Here is a 21,596-nt window from a genome sequence, read left to right as displayed (position 1 = left end):
GCCCCGGGCTCACACGGGCTGCGCGGCCGGCCACAGCGGGCGGCGATCGATGCGCGCGAGCACCTCCGGGGATCCGAACCGGCGGTCGATACGCCGGACCGCCTCGGCCCAGTCGGTCATGGAGCGCACCTGGGACAGCGTCTCGACCACGAAGGGATCGCTCCATCGCTCGACGGCACGCCGCCAGAGCACCTCCGGTGCCTCGGTCAGCAGGTTTCCCACGCACCCCTCGTAGATCGGCATGGCGCGCACCTCGCCGTCGGGCTCGATCTGCATCAGCGGGAAACCATGGCTCGCGACGAAGCCGGGGTGCATCATCAGGATGAAGTTGTCGGAGGTGGTCACCGCCAGCGACGCCGGCGCCAGTGACCGCAGCCGCTCGGTGTACTCCTTGCCGGTCAGGGTGCCGAGCTCCTTGTTGTCGAGCAGTTCGGTCTCGGCGAAGCCGGGCCGGCCGGCCAGTCCGGCCGGCACCGCGGCGGCCAGGTTGAGGAAGCGCATTCGCGGGAACCGGGGGGCGATGTCGGTGCAGAACTCCGCCAGCTGGTGGAAATTGCTCCGCAACACCGAGCAGTCGATTCCGAAGATCAGTGGAGTGCCGCCCTCTGCCGCGCGCCGGGCGGCGATGGCGTCCAGCAGGGCCAGGGCGTTCATCGTGCGATCGAAGGAGCCGGCCCTGCCCCGTACCCGGTCGTGCACCTCCGCGTCGGCCCCGTCGATGCTGACGGTGATCCGCTGGAACACCTGGGCCGCCTCCTCGGCGGCCTCGGGGGTGAGTGTCCATCCGCCGGTGTAGAGGTTGACGGCGATCCCCGCCCGGCCGATGTGTCCGGCGACCTCGTGGATCCCCTTGACCACCAGGGGTTCGCCGCCCGCGAACTCCACCGAGTCCGGGCGCATGGCGATGATCGCGTCGGCGAGCCGCAGCATGTCGCCGTGGCTCAGCTGCCGGGCCGGGCGCCTGCCCGACTCGGAGTAGCAGTGGACGCAGCGCAGGGGGCAGGCGTAGGTGACGTCCCAGATGATGTCGGTGGGCTTGTTCACAGGGGCGCTCATGAGAACCTCCTCGTCGAGAGCGGATGCCCGGGACGGGCGCCGGGCGCTTGGTCGTTCGTCCAGTGCCCGACCAGGTCGGCGTACAGGGGGGAGCGGGTCAGCAGGTCCGCGTGGGTCCCGGTGTGGGCGGCGGTGCCGTCCATCAGCAGGATGCGCCGGGCTCGGATCGCGGAGCTGATGCGGTGCGCGATGACGATGAGGGTGCCGGGCCGGGCGGCGAACGCGTTCTCGGCCTTCGCCTCGGCGGCGGGATCGAGATGACAGGTCGCCTCGTCCAGAACGACCAGGCGGGCCGGGGAGGCGTAGGTCCGTGCCAGGGCGATCAGTTGCCGCTCTCCGGCCGACAGCGCGCCGGGTTCGTCGATCTCGGCGTTGAGGCCGCCGAGCCGTTCGACGAGCGCCCACGCGCCCACCCGGTCCGCGGCTTCGCGCAGCCAGGCGTCCACGGTGCCGGCCGGGCACAGGTAACCGAGGTTCTCCCGGACCGTGCCGGCGAAGACGTACGCCTCCTGGGGCACGAGCGCCATCATGGAGCGCAGGCCGCGTTCCGCTATCGCCTCCAGCGGGAGCCCGCCGAGCAGGATCTCCCCGCGGGTCGGCCGCCGCAGCCCGGTGAGCAGCAGGGACAGGGTGGACTTGCCGATGCCGCTGGGGCCGACCACGGTCAGGTGGTCCCCCTCTGGTACCACCAGGTCGAGGTCGTGCACCACGGGCGTGGCCTGGGGGGCGTAGGCGAAGCCCAGCCCTTTGGCCCGCAGTTCGCAACCGGCGGGCGAGCCGGTGCCGAACGGCGGAGCGGGCACGTCGGCTGGGTGGGCGGTGCCGAACGGTGCGACGCCGAACGGTGCGGCGGCGGAGGGCGTGTCGTCGGCGGGCATCGCGATGGTCTCGGCGATGCGGCGCAGGGTGACGGCGAGGGCCACACCCCAGCTCGAGAGGATGCCGGTCAGCGACTGCAGGGCGGGCTGCAGGCCGGTCACCAGGTAGGTCACCGCGCCGACGACCTCGCCCACGCTCAGATGCCCCTGCCGCGTCAGCGGCTCAGCGGCGATGACCAGGCCGAGCAGCGGCAGGTGGGCGCCGATGGCGACGATCAGCCGCCGGAACACGCCGGCCCGGGCCAGGGCGTGCGTGGCCGCGGCATGGGCGTCCACCGCGGCCCGCACGGTGGCGTACGCCTGCTCGCGCGCCCCGCAGGCGGCGATGTCACGCGTGCCCTCCAGGATCGGGGTCGCCTCGGCGGTGAGCGTCTCGTCGGCGAGGATCAGCCGTCGCTGCCGGACCAGCAGCACCCGCAGCAGCCAGACGCACACCGCCACCGCCACCAGAACGGGCCCGGCGACGATGGCCGCGGCCAGGGGCGAGAGCACCAGCAGCCCGGCCAGCGCGGCGATCAGCGAGATGCCCAGCCCGTGCGTGGTGCGCAGCAGTGCGGACACCAGGTTCCGCAGCGTCTCCACCTGCCCGGTGAGACGGCTGACGGCGGCGGTGTCCGGCCTGTCCCCACGGGCGGCGCGGGTCACCGTGGCCGTGACGACGGCGCGCACGAGGTCGTCGCGCAGCGGCTCCACCACCGCGGCCAGGTGGGGGAACATCAGTCGCGTGGCCGCTGTCTTGAGCAGCATCGCGATCGCGAGCAGGCCGAGCCAGGCCAGGCCGGTACCCGGGCGTCCGGCGAGGAAGCCGTCGTCGATGGCGCCGGCGATGAGCAGCCCGGACAGCAGTCCCGGGACGGCCTCCACCAGGGCCCAGGCCAGGGCGAAGGCCAGGGGCCGCCTGCGGGGGCGCAGCAACGCGAGCAGCAGCCGGAACCCGCCGGGGGGATGCCCGTCCTCTCCCAGACGGAGGACGAGCGCCGCCGTGAGCGGGGCGGATGCGGGGGTCACAGCCGAGCCGGGCACGATTCCTCACTCCATGAGCTGTCGTCGCGGGGGTCTGGGCCGACGGCGAACAGGGCGCGGTACGCCGGGTCCTGCCACAGCGCCCGGTGCGTGCCCCGACCCCGGATCCGGCCGCCGTCCAGCCACACCACGTGGTCGGCGCGGGCGGCGGTGGCCGCGCGGTGGGCGATGACCAGGCGGGTGGTCCCGCGCATGCCCTCGACCAGCGTGCGGGTCACCTGGGCCTCGGTCGCGGTGTCCAGGCTGGACGTGGCGTCGTCCAGCACGGTCAGGCGGGCCCGCCGCACCATGGCGCGGGCCAGGCCCAGCCGCTGGAACTCCCCGCCGGACAGCGGGGCGGTGGCGGCGGGGGTGTCGTAGCCCTCGGGCAGGCGGCGGATGACATCGTCGACATGTGCGGCCCGCGCGGCCTCGCGGACGCTGTCGCGGCCGAGCGCGGGCCGGCCGTAGGCGATGGCCGAGGCGAGGTCGCCGCCCAGCAGGACGGGGCGTTCGAAGGCGTAGGCGACCGCGCCGCTCAACGCCTCCGGAGCCACATCTGCCAGGTCGCAGCCGTCCAGCAGCACCTGCCCGCGCTCGGGGTCCAGCAGCCGCCCGGCCAGCATGGCCAGGGTGCTCTTGCCCGCCCCGGACGGCCCGACCAGGGCGGTCAGCGCTCCCGGGGTGACGTCCAGATCGATGGCGTCGAGAAGGTGGGAGCCCTCGCGGGTCACGGTGACGCCGCGGAACGACAACGCGCCGGGGCCGTCCGGCAGCGGGCGGGTGCCGGGCACGAGGGGCGGCAGCACGAGGACCTCCTGGATGCGGCGGGCCGCGGCGCGGGCCTCGGCGACCCCCAGGAGCGCGTCGACCTGTTCGATGAAGCCCACGCCCATCGCCGCGTAGCCGGCCACGGCGAGCAACTGCCCCGGCTGCAACCGGCCGTCGGTGACGCCGAGCCCGGCCACAGTGAGCACGAGCACCTCGATGACGGGCAGCAGCAGGGTGATCTGCCAGACGCCCCGCGCCTGGGCCCGCCACATGGCGTGACCGGCGTCCGACAGGTCGGTCAGCGGGCTCAGCACCCGGGTGATCTCGCGATCGGCGGTGCCGGACGCCCGCACCGTGCGAATGCCGGCCAGGGTGTCGGTCAGGCGTGCGGCCAGACGCCCGTGCGCGCTCTGATACCGCTCGTACACCCCGGACAGCCGGTTGACGAAGAGCCGCACGATCACCAGCGCGACGGGTACCCCGATCAGGAAGGCGACGCCCGAGCGCCAGTCGGTCACCAGCAGCATGACGATGCCGCCGCTCGTGCTGATGATCTCGGCGACCGTGTACAGCAGGGTGAGCGGTACGCGCCCGGCGCTCGCCGTGTTGCTCACCAGCCGGTTGGCCAGTTCCCCGGCCGGGAAACGGCGGGCGCCGGCGGCGTCGAGCCGGAGAAGGTGGGAGGTGAAGCGCAGGCGCAGGGACGCCGTCGCGGACGCGGTGGTCGCCGCGCCGGCGATGGCGCCGATGAGATCGGCGCAGGTGGCAACGGCCAAGACGAGCGCGAGGAAACCGGCGGCTCGCGCGCCCTCGCCGGACACCACGCCGTCCACGGCGGTGGCCAGCGCGGCCGGCAGGGCCAGGGCGGCGGCCGTCGACAGGGCGACGGCCGTCGCGGTCACCGCCAGGGGCGCCCAGAGGCCGCGCGCGGTGGCGGCGAGGAGGCGATCACCGTCCCGCCGTGTCACCTGCCCGGCGTGGGAATCCGAGGCTTGGTCCGGCATTAGAGGGCCGCGATACCGGTTATGAAGCTCGGCAACGTGCAGGTGCACCCGCAGGGATACAGCCTGGTCTCCTGGGCGGCCGGGAGCAGGTCAAGAGCGGTGATGTCGAGTTCCATCGGTTTTCCTTTCTTCTCTCACGCCACCGGGTCGAGGCGGCTTGGGTACCGTCCGGCCGGCGGAAGGGCACAGCCGGAACGCACGTCCCGGGGAACCGGTTCGGCGGCTCGCGCCTCAGTCGGCGCGGTCCTGCCCGCCGCGCAGGAAGCCGAGCACGCGCTCCCTGACGGCATGCCCGCCGATGTCGGACAGCGGGTCGTGGCCCGCGCCGGGAATCTCCAGGTAGGTCACCGGCTCGGCGTCGGCCCGGTGGGTTCGCCGCAACCGCTCGTGCAGGCGGCGGGAGTGGCCGACCGGGATGATCGGGTCATGCTCGCCGTGCACGATGAGCAGCGGCAGCCGGATGCGGTCGGCCAGCCGGAGCAGGTCGCGCGGCCCGAGGTCGTCATCGTGGATCTCCTCGCACCCGCCCAGCCGGTCGATCAGGTTGCGGACCGAGGCCGGCCCGTCCTCGTAGAGCAGCCGGCCGGACAGGAACGGCGCGACGGCCACGGCCCGCTCCCACAGGTCCGGCTCCGCCGCCGCGGCCAGCAGCGCCAGGTACCCGCCGTAGCTCGCGCCGTAGAGCATGGGCCGCGGCCGGCCCGGGCCGCGCCCGGCCGCCAGGTGGCGGCCCAGCCGCAGGATGTCGGCGAGGTCGGGACCGCCCCAGACACCCTGGATGCCCTCGCGGTGTGCCGCGCCGTAGCCGGTGCTGCCCCGCTGGTTGGGCGCCACCACCGCGATCTCCTCGGCGGCCAGGCGCTGGAACAGCGGGTCGAAACTGAGCTGCCACGCGGCCTCGGGGCCGCCGTGCAGCGCCACCACCAGGCGCGGGTCGTCGGCCGGATCACCGTACACGACGGCCTCCGTGCTGCCCGCCGGTGCCGGATACTCCCTCGCCCGCGGCGAGGCCCACCCGGACCAGTGCTCGCCGGTCGCGGCGAGGACGCGCGGCCGGGACGGGTCCGGGATCGTGATGACGCCCGTCGGGCGGTCGGCGGCGCTGTGCACCAGATGCAGGCCGGCGTCGGACCAGTGGGCCATCGGATGCAGGGCGCCGGGCGGCAGCTCGATCTCGCCGGGGGCGTCCGCCGTCAGATCATGGACCAGCAGGTGGGAGCGGACACGGCGGGTGACCGACAGGGCCAGGAGCCGCCCGGTGGGGTCCAGCGCCAGCGGGGCCACGCTGCCCTCGACGGCGTTCAGCCGATCCGGGAAGGCCGTCGGCGCCGGGTCGTCGAGGCGGCGCACGCCGAGCCGGTAGCCGCCGCCACTCGGCGCGGCGGTCAGCAGCACCCCGCCGCGGGGCGCGGCCAGCAGCAGGTGCTCGCCGTCGGGCAGGCCGAGGGACGTGATGGTGCCGCGCGTCAGATCCAGGACCACGGTGCCCGCCCCCGGATCGGCGGCGGCCAGCGCCAGGGTGTGCCCGCGCTCGTCGAGCCAGGCCGCTCCGCCGATCGGGTGCGGCACCCGGGTGATCTGTTCCGGCGGCACGACCCCGCCGGGCAGGCGCCACACCGCGGTGCCCCCCTCCCCGTCCATCTCCAGCACCAGGGCGGGAGTCCGCGCCGTGCCGGGGAGGAGCCGCAGACCGCCTCTTCGGACGGCGATCAGCTCGGTCTCCTCGACCGGCCGCCCGCCCTCCGCACAGGACCCGGCGAAGGTGAGCCGCGAGCCGTAGGCGCCGGACCGGCACAGCAGCAGGCCGCCGTCGTCCGTGGGCAGCGGCACGCTCGCCGCGGTCTCGCCGTCCCGGGTGCGCACCGCCCGAGGCCGGGGCTCGGGACCGGTGAGATCCCACAGCTCCGGATACATCGCGGGGTCGCGGTCGTCGGCGGCCAGGCAGGCGGCATACCTCCCTCCGGGGGAGAAGCGGAAGTTCAGCCGGTGAACGAACGACCGCTGCCGCCCGCCGGCCGCGGCGACCGGGCTCACCGTCTCGGAGGTCATCACGCCTCGCCGCCGCGCGTCCACACCTCGGCGCCCGTCTCGGCCATCCACCGGCGCGGACCGCCGTGCCGCAGCCGGTACAGGAAGTCCAGTATCCCGGCCAGCCCGGTGTTCCAGGCGACGGAGACGTCCTCGCCGGAGAGCTCGTCGGGCACCACCATGAGCCCGTCGCGCAGGACGGCGCGTGCCCACAGGGACGCCGCCAGTTCCTCCGCCTGGTCGTGGTAGGCGCGCTCGCCGAGCAGGTCGGCCATGTCCAGCAGGAACTGTCCGTCGCCGGCGATCCCGTGACACGCGGCCGTCCCCGAGGCCAGCCGGCTGCCGTGGACGGCCAGCGTGGCCGCGTGGGCGGCGTCCCGGAAGCGCTGGTCCCCGGTCGCCGCGTACAGGCGCACCAGGTAGGTACCGACGCCGGAGGAGCCGTTGCACCAGTGCGGCAGCTTCGCCCCGCCGCCCGGGCCCTCGGCCCACCAGGCGCTCTCCCCGTGGTAGTCGGCCACGCCGAGCAGGGTCTCCCCGGCGAGCAGGGCGGTCTCCAGGCAGTCGTCCCGGTCGAGCGCGACCCCGGCGGCCAGCAGGTACGCGCCGACCCCGGCGACGCCGTGCGCGAAGCCGTAGTGCTCCGCACCCGCCAGCACGGAGGCGAAGTCCGCGGGGATGGGCCACAGCACACCGTCCGGGGTCCGCCGCGCCGCCTTGAGCAGGCCATCGGCGCAAGCGTCCGCCTGGTCCCGGAAGCGCGTGTCGCCGGTGGCGCGCCACAGGTGCAGCAGGGCCGTCCCCGTCCCGGCCGCGCCATGGCAGATGTCCGGGTTGGGCCAGGTGACCGGCAGGTCCAGCCCCAGCTCCACACCGGCGGTGCGCAGGCTCTCCTTGTCGAGTGCGCGGCCGGCGTCGTGCAGGGCCACGGCGATGCCCGCCCGGCCGAAGTACAGCCCCGGGGAGGGGCGCTGTTCGCGCGCCAGCCGCCGCACCGTCCAGTCCGCCGCGTCCCGCAGGGCGGCGGTCAGGCTGGCCCGGGTGTCCGGCGGCAGCGCGTCGTCCGCCCGGGCGGGGTCCAGCACGGCGGCCCACAGCGCCATCACCCCGGCGGAGCCGTACTGGACGGCGCACGGGTCGGAGGTCAGGCCGAAGCCCCAGTTGGGCCACAGGCGGGCGACCGGCTGCCCGCCGCTACCGGGTGACATGGTGCGTAACGTGTAGGTGAGCCCGTCGTGGAGCAGACGGTCCTGCTCGGCCGTGCCCAGGCGGAAGCCGGCGGTCCGGGTGGCCGGCCCCAGGGCGGCGACGTCCACGTTCTCCAGGAACTCCCGCACCCGCGGCAGGTCCCAGCGCTGCGCGGGATCCTCGCGCATCAGGCCCAGGATCAGCGGGGACAGCGCGGTGGCCAGCGGGTCACCCGCGGCCGCCACCCGCACCACCGTCTCCACCCGCTCGTCCCAGGACCGCGCGTCGGCGGGCCGGTCCCGCAGGTGGGGCGGCTGGCAGGAGGTGGCCGTGAACAACGTCGTCGCCCCGAGCGCGTACAGGTCGGCCTCCACGCCGAGCGCGGGAGCGTACAGGGCGGAGTTCACCTGCTCGGGCGGCGCGTAACCGGGGGTGAACGCGCGCCCGGCCGGCGTGCCGGGCACGGCGGCCATCTCCAGGTCGATCAGGCGGCAGTCGCCGTCCTCCGTCACCATGATGTTGTTGGGCGTCAGGTCACGCAGCACATGGCCCTGTTCGTGCACGACGGCGACCAGCGCGGCCATCCGGCGCAGGACGCCCAGCACGGCGCCGGGCCGGTCGTCCTTGGAGGCCTCCCAGCCGTTCAGCGGGGTGCCCGCGATGTGTTCCTGCGCCAGGAACAGGTTGTCGTTCTGTTCGAAGAGGAGCACCTTGCGCGCCGTGACGCCCAGCGGTCCGAAGATCTCCAGCATGCGCGCCTCGTGGCGCATCCGGTCCCGCTCGTCGGTGCCGTCGAGCCCGGCGCCCAGGTGGGGACGCGCCTGCTTGATCACCACCTGGCCGTCGTCCGCGCGGTCCTCCGCCAGGAACACCCCGCCCTTGGCGCCGTGCCGGATGGCCTCGCGCACCACGAACCGATCGGCCAGCAGCACCGCCTGCGGTGCCGTGGTCCGCACCGGAGCCTGGCCCGACTCGAAGGGACACTCCGCCCAGGCCGGCGGGGAGTACCACGCGTTGCGCTCATCGAGCGCCTGGGTACCGTCGGGCGCGGTCAGCCGGGAGGCGTAGGAGCCGTCGTTGTCGAGCACGCTGGGCGCCGAGAACACCCCCAGGCGGTAGTACACCAGGCTGCCCGGCCGGTAGATCCGGTCGGAGAGGATCGGCGCGCCCGGCAGGCCGTAGGTGGCCTCGTGCAGTTCCTCCGCGATCTCCACCGCGCTCGCGTCGTCGGGCGGGTAGACCGTGATGAACTTGCCCACCGATCCACGGTCCTGGTTGCGCGCCACGAGCCGGCCCAGTTCGTCGAGGTCGGTGGCGTACTTGAAGGGGCAACGGCGGCGCCCCAGCACCCGCACCGCCCGCGCCAGCACCACCGAAGCCGACAACGGCGTCGCCGCCACATGCAGCTTCCAACCCTGCGCCCGTGTGGTCGCGTCGGCCGGAGTCACGTACGTCCAGGGCGAATCAACGTGGAAATCCCAATCCGGGACGCCGTCGATCCCGGGCATCGAGTCCTTGTCACCCGCTACGCGGCGCAATGTCGCACGGGCGATGTCCTCCAGGACGTAACGGTCTGCGCCGGAGACGCCGTCCCCCGCCGAGCCACGTTCACTCACGACGCCGAATCTCCATTCGTGTTCTCCGGCATGGGCCGGTGCCGAGCCATTGGTGTGATCCCCCGGACGCGGACCAGCCTGTCAGCGGCGCCTAATGGTGGTCTTAAGGTCTTCACGCCCGTGGGCCGGCCCGTGCCGGGGTGCGCGTTAAGAGCGGCTAAGCGGCCGGTAAGAACCTCTCGATTGTCTTCGGCATCGTCAGGAACACACACCAGCAACTCCCCGACCCCCCCAGAGGAGAGCTCGTTGAGCACCAAGTTGGACGAGTACGAGGCAGCGCTCGAGGAAAGCCGTCAGGGGCTCACGGTCGATCCGGCCATAGCCCCGCTGTTCTCCGTCGGCTGCGAGGACCGGCTTTTCGCACGGTGGATGCTGCGGTACAACGCACACGGCGTTCACATGACGCATGACGTCGAGCGCTGGATCGCCGGTGCGGGCGAACGGTGCGCCGAGCTGGGCATGGACCGGCTCGGAAAGGCACTCAAGGCGCATTCCCGCGCGGAGGCCGGCCACGACCGGATGATGGTCGACGACACGAAGGCCATCGCGAACTGGTGGGAGGAGCGCTTTGGCGGCCCTGTCGACGCCGACGCGCTCCTCGCCCAGCCTCCGCTGGCCAGCGCCGGCTTCTACGGCAAGCTTCACGATCAGGTCATCGCCGGTCCCGTGCCGTTCGCCCAGCTCGCCATCGAATACGAGATCGAACGGCTCTCGATCACCATCGGACCCATCCTGCAGGCCAACTGCCGGCGGATCTTCGGCCCCGACACCTCCTGCTACAGCTTCCTGGCGGAGCACGTGGAACTTGACGCCGGTCACACCGCCTTCAACCAACGCCAGCTCGACGGCATCCTGACGGAATCCCCCGAGCATCTGGGCACGATGGTGGAGACCGGCAGGGCCGCGCTGGCGTCCTACGCCGCCTTCATGGCGGAATGCATGGGGCTGGCGCAGGGCGACCTGGAAGCCGAACGGGTCGGCGCGTGAACCTCGCGTTCACCGGCGCCTCGCCGCGCCGTGCCGCCGGTGAACGCAGCGGTGTGAGCACGCGTGCTCACACCGCTGAGCTACGGGTTCGCAGGCAGTCCGCCGGCGAGCCGGCCGCTGACTGGCTCGCGGAGATCCGCCGCTTCCGCGCCGAGGTCTTCTACGACCGGGGCCGCAGGCCCGGCTTCCAGGTCGGAGACGCGGAGTTCGACGACCCGCAGGATCTCGATCTCGACGCGTTCCACCTGACCGCGTACGTGCCGGACCGGGAGGAACTCGCCGCCTGCGTCCGCCTGGCGCCCCCCGGCGCAGCCGCCCGGTTCCAGGTCCGGGAGCATCTCGGCGAGCAGGCGTACATCCGGCTGCTCGCCGAGATCGGTGCCGACCCCGCGTCGCTCTTCGAGGCCGGGCGGCTCGTCGTCGCACCGTGGACGCGGGGCCGGGGACTGGGAGCGCGGATGGTGGCCGCGGTGATGGCGGCCGGCCAGGCCCTCGGCGCCTCGATCATGGTCTGCACCTCCGGTACCGACGACGGGCAGGACATGCTGTTCGGCCGCCTCGGCTGGCGCCCCTGCCCCGGTGGAGAGCGGTACTCCGCGCACTACCGGGACACCGTGCGCGTGCTCGCGCATCGGGTGTCCGAAGGGGCCCACGAGTTCGAGACCGTCGCGGCGCGACTGCGGCGCCACTTCGTCGACCTGCCACGCGCCGAAGCCACTCGCGTCCCGCTGTGACGTATCCGACGCCGTGCCGGGCCGCACTGCGCGGCCCGGCACCTGCCGTAACCTGAGAAAGGGCTGGGAAGCTGAGCACGCTCCCCGTTTTCAGTCCGGAATTCTTTCGGAATCCGTATCCCACCTACAAACTGCTGCGCGAAAAACATCCCGTCTGCCGCACGACCATCCCGTTCACCGATGTCGACGTCTGGCTGGTCAGCCGGTACGAGGACGTCCAGGAATGCTTCGCCGACCCCCGCCTCAGCAGCGACTACGCGAAGGCGCCAGTCAATTTCCACAGGGCCGGACTGGCGTTCGGCGGCGACACGGTCGGGTCGCGCACCATGCTGAATCTGGATCCCCCGGACCACACCCGGATTCGGAAACTGGCGGCCGCGACCTTCACCGAACGGCGCATCGCGCAGTGGCAGACGGCCATGCGGTCGATAACGGATTCCCTCCTCGACGCCGTACCGGCGAAGGAGCCGGTGGACCTGCTGGACGCGATCGCCGCCCCGCTCGCGGTGCAGGTGATCTGCGCCGTGCTGGGGGCTCCCCCCGGTGACAGCGTCTCGCTCCGCGAGTGGGGAGACCTGATATTCACCGCCGACCCGGCCCATCGCCATCTGGCGGTCGAGGCCATGGAATCACTGATCGCGTACTCGGGCGACCTCATCGCCCACAAGAAGAAGGATCCGGGCTCCGACCTGCTGTCGGAGTTGATCGAGGCGAGCCGCGGGCCTGGCCTGCTCGGCGAAGACGAACTGCTCGCCACAGTGCTCGGGCTCGTCGTGGCGGGGTACGAGTCGACCATCGCCATGGTCGGTGACATCTTCCTGGCCTTGCTGGATCACCCGGACCAGCTCGCGCTGCTCCGCCGGGACCTCGGGCTCGCCGATGCCGCGATCGAGGAGGTGCTCAGATACGACGGCCCCCAGGCGTCGTCCTTCTGGCGCTTCCCCACCGAGGACGTGAAGATCGGCGGAGTGCCGGTGGCGGCACAGGAGACGGTCCTGCTTCTCGTCGGATCCGCGCACCGCGACCCCGCCCGCTATCCGGATCCCGATAGATTCGACATCCTCCGGGAGGACAAGCGCCATCTGGCGTTCGGGCATGGCATTCACCGCTGCCTCGGCGCGCAACTGGCCCGCCGGAACACCAGGACGCTCCTCACCAGGACGCTGGAACGGTTTCCGGCGATGTCGCTGGCCGTCGACCGCGCCGACATCGAGTACAAGCCGAACCTGATCGTGCGCGGGCCCGCCTTCCTGCCTCTGATTCTTGATCACTGACCGCGCTCACGGACTCCGCCGGCCTCACCGGCGGACATCGAGACCCCGCATCACCGGCGGAGGTCTTTCCCCAACGGAAGGAAGATCACGATGGAACTCGACATCCAGGCTCTGGACATGCTCCCCGCCCAGGCGGAGAGCTCCCTTATGCCGTGCCTCGGCGTCACCTGCATCAGGTGGAGCTGCCTCACCGACATCACCACCATCACGACCGGCCTCTAGTCCACGACGATCCGCGGCGGATCAGCACGGATTCCCGCGAACCGTTTCCCGAAGGAGAACGATGGAACTGGACATCCAGGCTCTGGACATGCTCCCCGCCCAGGCGGAGAGCCCCCTTTTGCCGTGTGCCAGCACCTGCTCCCCGTGGAGCCTGGTCATCGACATCATCACGTACACCAGTCGCTTTTAGTATGCGGCGATCCGCGCACATGTATCGAGGCGGGTCTCCCCGGTAGGAGCGTCGGCTGAGAAAGAGGATCGCGGGGAGCATGTCCAGGCTCTGGACATGCTCCCCGCCCAGGCGGAGAGCCCTCTTCAGACGATGCGCAGCCCGTTGCGCGGCGTCACACGCGCGCTCTCGGCGGTGTTCACGAACGGACCACCTCACCGTGGGAGAGCAACTGCCCGGCGTCGGCCGCGTCGATCACGTCGGCGACGAGCTTGAGGTACTCGACGAGGACGTCGTGCCATTTCATGTAGGCGGCGAAGTCGTGCAGGTGGGTCAGGAAACGCAGCGCGGCCATCCTGCCCACGGCGGCGAGGTCCAGGGCGGCGGTGTAGCCCTCCAGGACGCGGCCGATGAACATGTCGAAGTCGAAGTCCCGGCGCCCGCCGAATCGGCGGATCGACGCGCGAAGCTCCACCAGCTCGCCGATGATCCACCCCACGTCGGACTCCGGCGGACCGGCGGCCAGGTTCTCACCGGTCAGCAGGCCGCCGTCCATGTCGGAGGTCAGGGGCAGGAGAATGCCCAGGCCGGGACCGCCGTGCAGCAGGGCGTGCGGTGCCTCCGCCGCCGGGACGCACCACGCCGCCACCGTGGCCATCCGGTCCCGGCCCAGCATCTCGGTCGCGCGGCGGTGCAGATCGGCTGCGGCGCCGGGCCCCAGCCCGCCCCGCAGCCAGGAGAGCAGCCGCAGCAGGCCGTCGGGGAGCGGTAGGTCGGCCTGCGGCAGGGGGACGGCGTGCAACCGGGCCAGGGCCGCGCCGGTCTCCGCGAAGGTGTCCGCCGCGATCCGCGCGATGTCGGTGTCGCTCCCGCCCGACCTCGGACCGAGGATCATGGCCGCGAGCGATCGAGCCTGGCCGGTCCGGTACGTCACGCCGGTGGCGTCCGCCCGCTCCGGAAGCGTGAACCCGACCCGCCCGCGGGCCGCGATCCGGACGGCGTCCAGGACGGCGGGATCCGGTGTGCGCAGCGCGCCGCCCCTGTGCGGCCCGGGACGCCGGGTCCACCGGTAGTCCCCCTCGGCCGACCGGGCGATCGCGGTCAGCACGTAGCCCGTGCCGTAGGAGTCGGTGGCTCGGCTCACTGGTCCTCCTTCCCGCGCGTGACGCGCAGCTCCGTCAGTCGTTCGATCAGGGTGGGAAGCGGGGCGGCCCCCAGAGCGTCCCGTCCTCGGGTGTGGGTGCTCAGGACCGGCACAGGGTCGGCGACCACGACGTTGGGCCGGTCCTCGATCGCCGTACGGTGCTGCCGGTAGGCGTACGAGCGGGCGGCTCCCGGTGGCGGGGCCGGCGCGATCCCGATCAGCGCGGAGGTGCACTGGAGCGCCAGCAGCATGGGAGTGTCGGCCAGACCGTTGGCGAACCGGCCCAGGAAGTGATAGGTCGCCGGGTAGACCATCACGGTGTCGGGCCAGCCGGCGTAGTCCACGTGCGGTGATTCCGGCTGCGGAGCGTCCGGCCAGGCGTCGACGGGAACGTCCTTGCCGACGAGGGATGCGATCGCCTGCCTGCTGACGAACCGCTCCGCGCTTCTGGTGACCACCACCCGGACGTCCAGGCTTCGGTAGGAGTGCCGCAGCCAGTTGAGCCAGTACGGCAGGAAGGCGGCGCCGAGCGAGCCGGTGGCGAGGATAAGCAGGCGCTCGGCGTGGAACGGCGGCGGGCCCTGGGGCCGCCCGGACTCACTCATCGGCGTCCGCCATGGCGTGGAGCAGGCACTCGGCGTCCGCGAGCGCCGCCCGGAACCCCTCGGTCCCCGCGACGCCGGCGAGATTGAGGATGATCTCGTCGACGCCCGCCTCGCGGTAGTCGCGCAGCCGTTCGACGACCTCCTCCGGCGTGCCGTACACGTAGACACCCGCCTCGACCAGGGCCGCGGCGCCGGCGCGCGGGTCGGCCGGGTCGGCGGGCACCCCGGCCCGGCGGAGCATGTCGGTGTAGTGCGGGGCCCGCAGATGGTCCGCGGCCGCGCTGTGCGCGAGTCTGCGGGGATCGCGGCCGGGGCCGGCCAGCGCCACATGCACGACGGTCGCGACGCGGGGCGGTGTGCCGCGGCCCGCGGCTCCGGCGACCAGGGCGGGAAGCAGCGTGTCCCGGACGTAGTGGGGCGGCGTCATCCAGGTGATGGCCACGTCGGCGACGGCGCCCGCCGCCCGCGCCATACCCGGCCGAATGACGCCCAGACCCACCTCGACGGGCGGGTGGTGCATCGGGGGCAGTCCGGTGGCGGCGACGCAGGCCTCGCAGGCGTGCTCGACGGTGCCGCCGTCGAGGAAGGCGCGCACCGCTCGGGCGTACCCGGCCGCGGCCGCGGCCGGCCTGTGGTAGGGCGCGCCGCGCAGCGCCCGGACCAGGTCCGGGGTCGCGGCGCCGTATCCGGCGACCACCGGCCGGCCGGTCAGCACCGCCAGGCTACGCGCCTGCACCGCCGCCTCCATCGGGTGTCGCAGCGGCATCAGCGTCACGCTCAGCCCGCACGGCACCCTGATCCCCCGGCCCGCCAGGTAGGCGATCGTCTGATGCGTCTCGGTCAGCACGGATTGTCCCAGCCAGAGTCGGCCGGCCAGCCCGCTCATCACCAGCTCTCCGAACGGCACGACCGTGTCGGGGCGCGTGTGCTGGAGCGGGAACAGCAGCCCGGGCGCCATGGCCCCCCTCGTTTCCTGAAGCCTTGGCGGTGCCGCGGGTCACCGTCGGGTGCCCGCGACACCGACACCGTCACCCGAATCCGTCAGCAGCCGGACTCGATGGTGTACGCAATGAGGCAGATGTGCGCGGTGAGGTAGCTCGTCCGCGGCCAGGCGCCGGGAGCGTCGCTACCGGGGACCGCGGCGACCTCGGCGAGCGAGGTGTACGCCTCGGCCCCCTCCATCAGCAGCTCAGTGGACATGTGTGTCACCTCCTTTCCTGGTCCTCGTAGGGTCCGGACCCGGGTTCGGGCCCGGAGGTCTCGAAGGGCAGCGTCGGCGAGCCGAGGTTGCGGTACACCGCGCCGGGTTCGACCCCGGCGGCCCGCAGCGCCTCGCGCAGCGCGTCGTCCCGGTCGCCGCCGAGCTCGGCGTGGGCCAGCAGCCCGGCCGCGATGGCGTGCGAGCGGTGCTCGCCGAAGCTGAGCCTGTGTGTCCCGGGCCGCGGATCCTGCGGCTCCCACGCCCAGCCGACGCCGCCGCCGAGCGCGGCGACATAGGCGGACAGATCCTGGCGCAGCCCGCCGGTCGCGGTGGCCGCCGCGCCGATCTCCGGCACCGCGTGCCAGGCACGGCGTCCCAGGTAGACCACGATGCTGTCGCGGCGCGGATACAGATCGCGGGCGGAGAGCACCTTGGCCCGGTAGGGGAGTCGCAGCTTCTCCAGCCGTTCGAGCACCGCGCCCCACAGGGCGGGGGCGGCGTCGGCCGTCTCGGCGCCCAGGTACAGCCGCAGACACGCGCCCTCCTCCAGGCCGTGCCCCGCCGAGCCGTTCACCAGCAGGAACCCGGGCGAGACCATCGGCTGTACGGCCGGCAGGCCGACCCGGCGAGCCGGCCCCGCGGGGGTGGCGACCTCGTCGCCGAGCCGGGACTCGGGGATTCGCACGCGCACCCCGTTCAGCCGGACCACGCCGGGCGCTCCGGGCTCCACCATGGCCAGGGCCGGGGAGTCGTGGTGCGGGACCACGGCCCGCAGCCGGTGCTCGAAGTCCGGGTCGCGCAGCGACTTGTGCTGCGCTCCTTCCGTGGGCTCGCGGCCGGTGTGGAAGGCGTCGTACAGCGCGTCGGCCAGCGCGCTGCGCAGCGCCTTGGGGCCCTCGGCGGTGATCTCGCGGCCGTCGACGGTGGCCGAGGTGAGATCCGCGTCGACGCGTACCCGGTCCAGCGATCGCTTCATCGTTCCTCTCCCAGCCCCAGCGTGGTGGTGAGCTCGGCGGGTCGGAGCAGGGCGGTGCGGCCGACGCCGGCCACCGCGCGTTCCAGGGCGCTCAGCCGGCCGCGCTGGTGGGCCGCGACGACGATCCGGTCGATCAGGTGCCATCCGGCGAAGGCCGCCGCCCGAGCCGCCAGCTCGTGGTCGTCGCGGGCCGCGGGCCTGGCCTCGAGGTAGCCGGTCCAGAACGCCTCGACGTAGGGGCGCAGGGCCTCGAAGCGGCGGGCGCCGTTGGCGATGACCTCGCGTTCGCTCATGCCGTCCTCCGGGCCGGCCATGCCGAGCACGCCGCGGTAGAGCCATTCGCCGGCGAAGGCGCCCACGTCCCGTGCGGCATCGGCGAGCCGGGCCTCTTCCCAGTCGGTCAGGTACAGCGTGCCGTCGTGGTGGAGGAACTGGTCGAGCCGCAGGTCGCCGTGGACCAGGACGTGCGGGCCACGGCTTTCCCGGTCGCACAGGTCGCCGATCGCCTTGGTGATCACAGGATCGCCGTGCAGGATCGCCCACGCCTCCAGTTCCGCGCCACTGGCGGCGGTATAGACCTCAAGCGGCAGGGCCACCAGGCGGTCGCGCGGCGGCAGCGGCGGCTCGGAGGTGTCCGCCTCGATGGGCCGCGGCGCGCGGAGGGTGTGGAGCGTTCCGATCTGGATCCCCGCGGCGTGGGCGAGGTCCCAGGTGAAAGCGTCCTCCCCGGCGAGGTCGGCTCCGCTGTCCGCGTCTTGCAGCAGCGTGAAGGCCAGCAGTCCGGAGGCGTCGTCGCCGCCCAGGAAACGGGGCGCGTTGATCACCGGGTGCGCGTCGAGCGCCATGCCCATCGCCCTCGTGCGGTCCACCCTCCGGCGGACCTGCTCCGCCTCCCCGATGGTCCGCTTGACGAAGACGGGGACGCCGGCGTCGGTCACGCCCGCCCAGGAGTCGTTGCGGCCGAAGAACGCGGTGACCATGTCCTCGCGCAGAACTCCAAGCCGGAGCGCCGTGAGGAACTCCGCGACCTCCGGGACCTGGTCGAGCGGCACCGGGATCGGCTTCGGCCCCTCACCCACGGCCATCACCGGCCCCTGGGCGGGAAACGCGGCACGACCGGACGCCGGTGGCCTCGCCGGTGCGCGAGCACCGGCATTCCGTAAGCATGACTGTGTCTCTTTCGAAGCCCGATGAATGACGATCGACGGCAGCGCCGCGCGGGAATGACGGGGACGAGCCCGAGGTGGGACCTGCGGCCTCGCCGCGGACTCGTCGTCGCACGCACCGCGGGGTCCGCGGCCGACGCCGTGGTGACCTCGCCTACGCGGCCGGGGGAACACGGGCGGCGGACCGCCGTCATGAACGTCCTCCCCTGCCGTTCGGCGTTCGTCAGCGGACGGTTTCGGCGCAGGTGTTGTTCGTCCTGCAGGTGTGGCCGCAGGTGACCTCGCAACCGGCCAGGGAGCTCTCCGCCTGGGCGGGGAGCAGGTCAAGAGCGTTGATGTCGAGTTCCATCGGGTTCGTCCTTTCTTTGGTGAGAGATCTCCGCCTGCGCCGCGGCGGCCCTCATGGCCGCCCATCGGCCGGCGGAGTTCGCGGGGCCGCCTGGGCGTGATGGTCGCCAGGCGCGCCCTACGACGGAGTCAGCTGATGATGAGGTGCATGAAGGTGACGCCGCAGGTCGCCAGGCAGGTGACCTCGCAACCGGCCAGGGAGCAGGTCCAGGGCCTTGATGTCGAGTTCCGCCACCTTCCCCCTCACCTACTGGCTCGTGACTTTGCAGGTGTAGCTGCAGGTGCCCTTCGGCGGGCAGGTGATCTCGCACGCGGCCAGGTGGCTCTCCATCTGGGCGGGGAGCAGGTCAAGGGCGTTGACGTCGAGTTCCATCTCGTTCTCCTTCCATGCGCGATCATTTCGCCGGTGCGGCGAGTTCATCGCACAGGGAAAGCATCGCGACGGGTGCTTAGGAATCGCTTTCGGCTGGAATGACACCGTGGCCCGGACTCTTGTCTCCAGCTCTTGTCAAAGAACCAGACGAGCCTCGCGAGAAGCGCTCCGGCTCGCCTTTTTCCTGGTCACGGCGGTGCCCGGGATGCTTACGAAGCTAAAGGGGTTCTCACATCGTGAGACCGGAGGCGATCGACGGACCGGCGCGTGGCCTGCCGGGCCTGCCGGGCCTGCCGGGCCTGCCGGGGCACGTCGTGCGACGCCGTGCGGACGAGCCGTTCCTCGGTCGCCCGGTCGGCCACGGACGTCTTCCAGAGCCTGGCGAGGGCCGTGATCGGCGAGGCCGGCGCCCGCGGGCAGGCAGGCCTCGACCTGGCCGTCGTGGACTCCACGGCGGCCCGTGCCCGTCATCACGTCGCGGGGACGGTCCTCCACCGGAGCCACCGCAGGGGAAAGGGGCTCTACAAAAGGGACAAGAACCCATGCCAATGAGCCGGGCGGGGACGGGCCCGAGGCACGGGCCGAACGCCGGCGGCTGCCGGGCCTTCTCCCGATTCGGCAGGCCGGGGCAGGCGGTGGCCGCCTTCGGATCGCCGGACCCCGGCCTCGGCCCATACCTCCGGACGGGAGAACCGACCTCCGCCCGGCGCTCCCCTAGCTGGTTACCGCCAGGGCGAGGGGCAGCACGGCGGGGGCTCCGGCGTGGCGGAGCATGGCGGCTCCCAGGGTCATCGTCCAGCCCGTGTCGATCCGGTCGTCGACCAGCAGGAGCGGCCCCTGGGCCGAGGCAACGGCCGCGCCCAGGGCGGAGGGCATGGCGAGGGTGCCCCGGATCGCCTGGACCCGCTGCGCGCTGTTGAACTGCCGTCCCGGCGGGCCCGACCGGTAGCCGAGATCGCCCAGATAGGACAGGCGCCCCACCTGGGCCAGCCGCTCGGCCAGGCTGCGGACGAGCTGCGGGCGGCTGCTCGAGGGCACCGCGACCACGCCCACCGGGCGCTGCGCCCACTCCCAGGACGACAGCACCTTGACCATGGCGGCGAAGACGTCGTCGGGGATCGGCCCGTCGGAGGCGCCATCGGCCAGCAGGCCGCGCAGGCGGTTGCCCCAGCCGATGTCGGTGAGCCTGCCCAGCACCCGCCCCGGCTCGGCGCCCAGTTCCGGCCTGATCCGGCCCTTGAGATCGGTCAGCCCCGTCGGCCACTGCCTGCGCGCCTCGACCTCCACCCCGGGCCTGCGGAGCCGGTCGGCCGCCGAACGCACGGCCTGGGAGTCCACCTCGGGCGAGCGGTGCGCGCCGGTGCAGTTGTCGCAGCGCCCGCACGGGGCGGCGGTGTCGTCGTCCAGGCGGCGGCGGAGGAACTCCTCGCGGCAGCCGGTGGTGTCGAGGTAGTCGAGCATGGCCCGCTGCTCGGCCTCCCGCTCGGCGGCGACCCTGGCGTAGCGCGGGGCGTCGTACTCCCAGGGCTCGCCGGTGGACTCCCAGCCGCCCCTGACCCGGCGCACGGCGCCGTCGACGTCGAGGACCTTCAGCATGGTCTCCAGGCGGCTCCGGCTGAGATCCACCCGGTTCTCCAGGGCGGCCGTGGACATCACCCCGCCCTCCTCCAGCGCGGCCAGCACGGCCCGCACGACGGGCTCCGGCGGGAAGGCCAGCGAGGCGAAGTACGCCCAGATGTCGCGGTCCTCGGCGCCGGGCAGCAGGATCACCTCTGCCCGCTCGACCCCGCGGCCCGCCCTGCCGACCTGCTGGTAGTAGGCCACCGGGGACTGCGGGGCCCCGACGTGGATGACGAAGCCCAGGTCGGGTTTGTCGTAGCCCATGCCGAGCGCGGAGGTCGCGACCAGCGCCTTGATCTTGTTGTCCAGCAGCGCCTGCTCGGCGGCGAGCCGCTCGCTCTGCTCGGTCTGCCCGGAATAGGCGACCACCTCGTGGCCCTGTTCGCGCAGGTAGGCGGCGATCTCCTGGGCGGCGGCCACGGTGAGCGTGTAGACGATGCCGGAACCTGGGAGCTCGTGCAGCGTGCTCGCGAGCCAGGCCAGGCGCTGCTCGGCGCCGCCCAGGCGCACGACCCCGAGATGGAGACTGTCGCGCTCCAGCGCGCCGCGCAGCACCAGCGTCTCCTCGCCCATCTGCTCGGCGACGTCGCGGGTGACCCTGGCGTTGGCCGTGGCGGTGGTCGCGAGGATCGGCACGCCCTCGGTGAGTTCCCCGAACAGCGTGCGCAGCCGCCGGTAGTCGGGACGGAAGTCATGGCCCCAGTCAGAGATGCAGTGCGCCTCGTCGACCACGATCAGGCCCGCGCTCTCGGCCAGCCCGGGCAGCACGTGGTCGCGGAAGTCGGGGTTGTTGAGCCGCTCGGGGCTGACCAGCAGCACGTCGACCTCCCCCTCGGCGACCTGGTTGTAGACCTGCTCCCACTCCTCGGGGTTGGCCGAGTTGATCGTGACCGCGTTGATCCCGGCACGCTCGGCGGCGGCGATCTGGTTGCGCATCAGGGCCAGCAGCGGGGACACGATGACGGTGGGCCCCTCACCCAGCTCGCGCAGGAGCGCGGTGGCGATGAAGTAGACGGCCGACTTGCCCCAGCCGGTGCGCTGCACCACGAGCACCCGGCGCCGGTCCATGACCAGTGCCCTGATGGCCGACCACTGGTCCTCGCGCAGCCGGGCGTGCTCCCCGGCGAGCGCCCGCAGCCGCCCCTCGGCCTCTTCTCGCAGCATCTGCTCTTCGCTCACCGGTCATTGGTACCAGGTCCAGCCGACTGTTTCACTCCGGACTCCGGTGGCGTCC

20 protein-coding genes are annotated in these 21,596 nt (G+C 72.9%); 5 read left to right on the top strand and 15 right to left on the bottom strand.

Features of this window, described 5'->3' with window-relative positions:
- Positions 1-9 precede the first annotated feature (9 nt).
- The 6 genes from AB0J58_RS15060 to lanL form a co-directional block, all read right to left on the bottom strand.
- Positions 10-1,056 carry a radical SAM protein gene (locus tag AB0J58_RS15060; RefSeq protein ID WP_364215287.1) on the bottom strand — a complete coding sequence of 349 codons (1,047 nt, stop codon included), beginning with the start codon at positions 1,054-1,056 and terminating at the stop codon, positions 10-12.
- The gene (locus tag AB0J58_RS15055; protein ID WP_364215284.1) at positions 1,053-2,957 is read right to left on the bottom strand and encodes an ABC transporter ATP-binding protein; all 1,905 of its coding nucleotides are present in this window, start codon (positions 2,955-2,957) and stop codon (positions 1,053-1,055) included. Before AB0J58_RS15055 ends, AB0J58_RS15060 begins: the two co-directional genes overlap by 4 nt.
- Positions 2,939-4,675, bottom strand: coding sequence for an ABC transporter ATP-binding protein (locus AB0J58_RS15050; RefSeq protein ID WP_364215281.1), 1,737 nt, complete (start codon positions 4,673-4,675; stop codon positions 2,939-2,941). Before AB0J58_RS15050 ends, AB0J58_RS15055 begins: the two co-directional genes overlap by 19 nt.
- A 35-nt stretch (positions 4,676-4,710) precedes the next feature.
- Positions 4,711-4,827, bottom strand: coding sequence for an ALQxL family class IV lanthipeptide (locus AB0J58_RS15045; RefSeq protein ID WP_343967042.1), 117 nt, complete (start codon positions 4,825-4,827; stop codon positions 4,711-4,713).
- Between the two features lie 115 nt (positions 4,828-4,942).
- Entirely contained in the window at positions 4,943-6,760 is a 1,818-nt protein-coding gene (locus AB0J58_RS15040; RefSeq protein WP_364215278.1) for a prolyl oligopeptidase family serine peptidase, read from the bottom strand.
- The gene (gene lanL, locus AB0J58_RS15035; RefSeq protein WP_364215276.1) at positions 6,760-9,543 is read right to left on the bottom strand and encodes a class IV lanthionine synthetase LanL; all 2,784 of its coding nucleotides are present in this window, start codon (positions 9,541-9,543) and stop codon (positions 6,760-6,762) included. Before lanL ends, AB0J58_RS15040 begins: the two co-directional genes overlap by 1 nt.
- Before the next feature lie 258 nt (positions 9,544-9,801).
- Between lanL and AB0J58_RS15030 the strand changes: the two genes are divergently transcribed.
- From AB0J58_RS15030 to AB0J58_RS15010, 5 genes are all read left to right on the top strand, one after another.
- Positions 9,802-10,530 carry an iron-containing redox enzyme family protein gene (locus tag AB0J58_RS15030; RefSeq protein ID WP_364215273.1) on the top strand — a complete coding sequence of 243 codons (729 nt, stop codon included), beginning with the start codon at positions 9,802-9,804 and terminating at the stop codon, positions 10,528-10,530.
- Between the two features lie 53 nt (positions 10,531-10,583).
- Positions 10,584-11,264, top strand: coding sequence for a GNAT family N-acetyltransferase (locus AB0J58_RS15025; RefSeq protein WP_364215270.1), 681 nt, complete (start codon positions 10,584-10,586; stop codon positions 11,262-11,264).
- Between the two features lie 326 nt (positions 11,265-11,590).
- Positions 11,591-12,538 carry a cytochrome P450 gene (locus tag AB0J58_RS15020; protein WP_364215267.1) on the top strand — a complete coding sequence of 316 codons (948 nt, stop codon included), beginning with the start codon at positions 11,591-11,593 and terminating at the stop codon, positions 12,536-12,538.
- Between the two features lie 90 nt (positions 12,539-12,628).
- Positions 12,629-12,760, top strand: a complete 132-nt coding sequence (locus tag AB0J58_RS15015; protein ID WP_364215264.1) for an ALQxL family class IV lanthipeptide — start codon at positions 12,629-12,631, stop codon at positions 12,758-12,760.
- Positions 12,761-12,821: 61 nt separating this feature from the next.
- On the top strand, positions 12,822-12,950 hold the full coding sequence (locus AB0J58_RS15010; protein WP_364215261.1) for an ALQxL family class IV lanthipeptide: 129 nt from the start codon (positions 12,822-12,824) through the stop codon (positions 12,948-12,950).
- 178 nt (positions 12,951-13,128) lie between these two features.
- Here AB0J58_RS15010 and AB0J58_RS15005 read toward each other — a convergent pair whose 3' ends face one another.
- The 9 genes from AB0J58_RS15005 to AB0J58_RS14965 form a co-directional block, all read right to left on the bottom strand.
- A complete protein-coding gene (locus AB0J58_RS15005) occupies positions 13,129-14,073 on the bottom strand; it encodes a hypothetical protein (RefSeq protein WP_364215259.1) in 945 nt (314 codons plus the stop codon).
- Positions 14,070-14,678 carry a flavoprotein gene (locus AB0J58_RS15000; RefSeq protein WP_364215256.1) on the bottom strand — a complete coding sequence of 203 codons (609 nt, stop codon included), beginning with the start codon at positions 14,676-14,678 and terminating at the stop codon, positions 14,070-14,072. Before AB0J58_RS15000 ends, AB0J58_RS15005 begins: the two co-directional genes overlap by 4 nt.
- Positions 14,671-15,636 carry an LLM class flavin-dependent oxidoreductase gene (locus AB0J58_RS14995; RefSeq protein WP_364215253.1) on the bottom strand — a complete coding sequence of 322 codons (966 nt, stop codon included), beginning with the start codon at positions 15,634-15,636 and terminating at the stop codon, positions 14,671-14,673. Before AB0J58_RS14995 ends, AB0J58_RS15000 begins: the two co-directional genes overlap by 8 nt.
- Positions 15,637-15,719: 83 nt before the next feature.
- The gene (locus AB0J58_RS14990; RefSeq protein WP_364215250.1) at positions 15,720-15,878 is read right to left on the bottom strand and encodes a hypothetical protein; all 159 of its coding nucleotides are present in this window, start codon (positions 15,876-15,878) and stop codon (positions 15,720-15,722) included.
- A 5-nt stretch (positions 15,879-15,883) separates the two neighbouring features.
- Positions 15,884-16,855 carry a T3SS effector HopA1 family protein gene (locus tag AB0J58_RS14985; RefSeq protein WP_364215247.1) on the bottom strand — a complete coding sequence of 324 codons (972 nt, stop codon included), beginning with the start codon at positions 16,853-16,855 and terminating at the stop codon, positions 15,884-15,886.
- On the bottom strand, positions 16,852-17,940 hold the full coding sequence (lxmK, locus tag AB0J58_RS14980; RefSeq protein ID WP_364215244.1) for a class V lanthionine synthetase subunit LxmK: 1,089 nt from the start codon (positions 17,938-17,940) through the stop codon (positions 16,852-16,854). Before lxmK ends, AB0J58_RS14985 begins: the two co-directional genes overlap by 4 nt.
- A 304-nt stretch (positions 17,941-18,244) precedes the next feature.
- Positions 18,245-18,370: an ALQxL family class IV lanthipeptide gene (locus AB0J58_RS14975; protein WP_364215241.1), complete on the bottom strand. Its 126-nt coding sequence runs from the start codon at positions 18,368-18,370 to the stop codon at positions 18,245-18,247.
- Positions 18,371-18,616: 246 nt separating this feature from the next.
- A complete protein-coding gene (locus AB0J58_RS14970; RefSeq protein WP_364215238.1) occupies positions 18,617-18,742 on the bottom strand; it encodes an ALQxL family class IV lanthipeptide in 126 nt (41 codons plus the stop codon).
- Between the two features lie 714 nt (positions 18,743-19,456).
- Positions 19,457-21,526, bottom strand: coding sequence for a RecQ family ATP-dependent DNA helicase (locus AB0J58_RS14965; RefSeq protein WP_364215371.1), 2,070 nt, complete (start codon positions 21,524-21,526; stop codon positions 19,457-19,459).
- Positions 21,527-21,596: the final 70 nt, after the last annotated feature.

It is taken from the genome of Streptosporangium sp. NPDC049644, assembly GCF_040675205.1.
Classification (GTDB): domain Bacteria; phylum Actinomycetota; class Actinomycetes; order Streptosporangiales; family Streptosporangiaceae; genus Streptosporangium; species Streptosporangium fukuiense.
Note: the sequence above shows the minus strand (reverse complement) of the source record. Positions and strands in the feature narration are given on the sequence as shown.

Excerpts from the sequence above, each read along its gene's own strand:
- AB0J58_RS14995 (WP_364215253.1), bottom strand. The coding sequence starts at position 15,636 with ATGGCGCCCGGGCTGCTGTTCCCGCTCCAGCACACGCGCCCCGACACG.
- AB0J58_RS14965 (WP_364215371.1), bottom strand. The coding sequence starts at position 21,526 with ATGCTGCGAGAAGAGGCCGAGGGGCGGCTGCGGGCGCTCGCCGGGGAG.
- AB0J58_RS14985 (WP_364215247.1), bottom strand. The coding sequence starts at position 16,855 with ATGAAGCGATCGCTGGACCGGGTACGCGTCGACGCGGATCTCACCTCG.
- lxmK (WP_364215244.1), bottom strand. The coding sequence starts at position 17,940 with ATGGCCGTGGGTGAGGGGCCGAAGCCGATCCCGGTGCCGCTCGACCAG.
- AB0J58_RS14975 (WP_364215241.1), bottom strand. The coding sequence starts at position 18,370 with ATGGAACTCGACATCAACGCTCTTGACCTGCTCCCCGCCCAGGCGGAG.
- AB0J58_RS15060 (WP_364215287.1), bottom strand. The coding sequence starts at position 1,056 with ATGAGCGCCCCTGTGAACAAGCCCACCGACATCATCTGGGACGTCACC.
- AB0J58_RS15020 (WP_364215267.1), top strand. The coding sequence starts at position 11,591 with ATGCTGAATCTGGATCCCCCGGACCACACCCGGATTCGGAAACTGGCG.
- AB0J58_RS14970 (WP_364215238.1), bottom strand. The coding sequence starts at position 18,742 with ATGGAACTCGACGTCAACGCCCTTGACCTGCTCCCCGCCCAGATGGAG.
- AB0J58_RS15015 (WP_364215264.1), top strand. The coding sequence starts at position 12,629 with ATGGAACTCGACATCCAGGCTCTGGACATGCTCCCCGCCCAGGCGGAG.
- AB0J58_RS15040 (WP_364215278.1), bottom strand. The coding sequence starts at position 6,760 with ATGACCTCCGAGACGGTGAGCCCGGTCGCCGCGGCCGGCGGGCGGCAG.
- AB0J58_RS14990 (WP_364215250.1), bottom strand. The coding sequence starts at position 15,878 with ATGTCCACTGAGCTGCTGATGGAGGGGGCCGAGGCGTACACCTCGCTC.
- AB0J58_RS15045 (WP_343967042.1), bottom strand. The coding sequence starts at position 4,827 with ATGGAACTCGACATCACCGCTCTTGACCTGCTCCCGGCCGCCCAGGAG.
- AB0J58_RS15000 (WP_364215256.1), bottom strand. The coding sequence starts at position 14,678 with ATGAGTGAGTCCGGGCGGCCCCAGGGCCCGCCGCCGTTCCACGCCGAG.
- AB0J58_RS15010 (WP_364215261.1), top strand. The coding sequence starts at position 12,822 with ATGGAACTGGACATCCAGGCTCTGGACATGCTCCCCGCCCAGGCGGAG.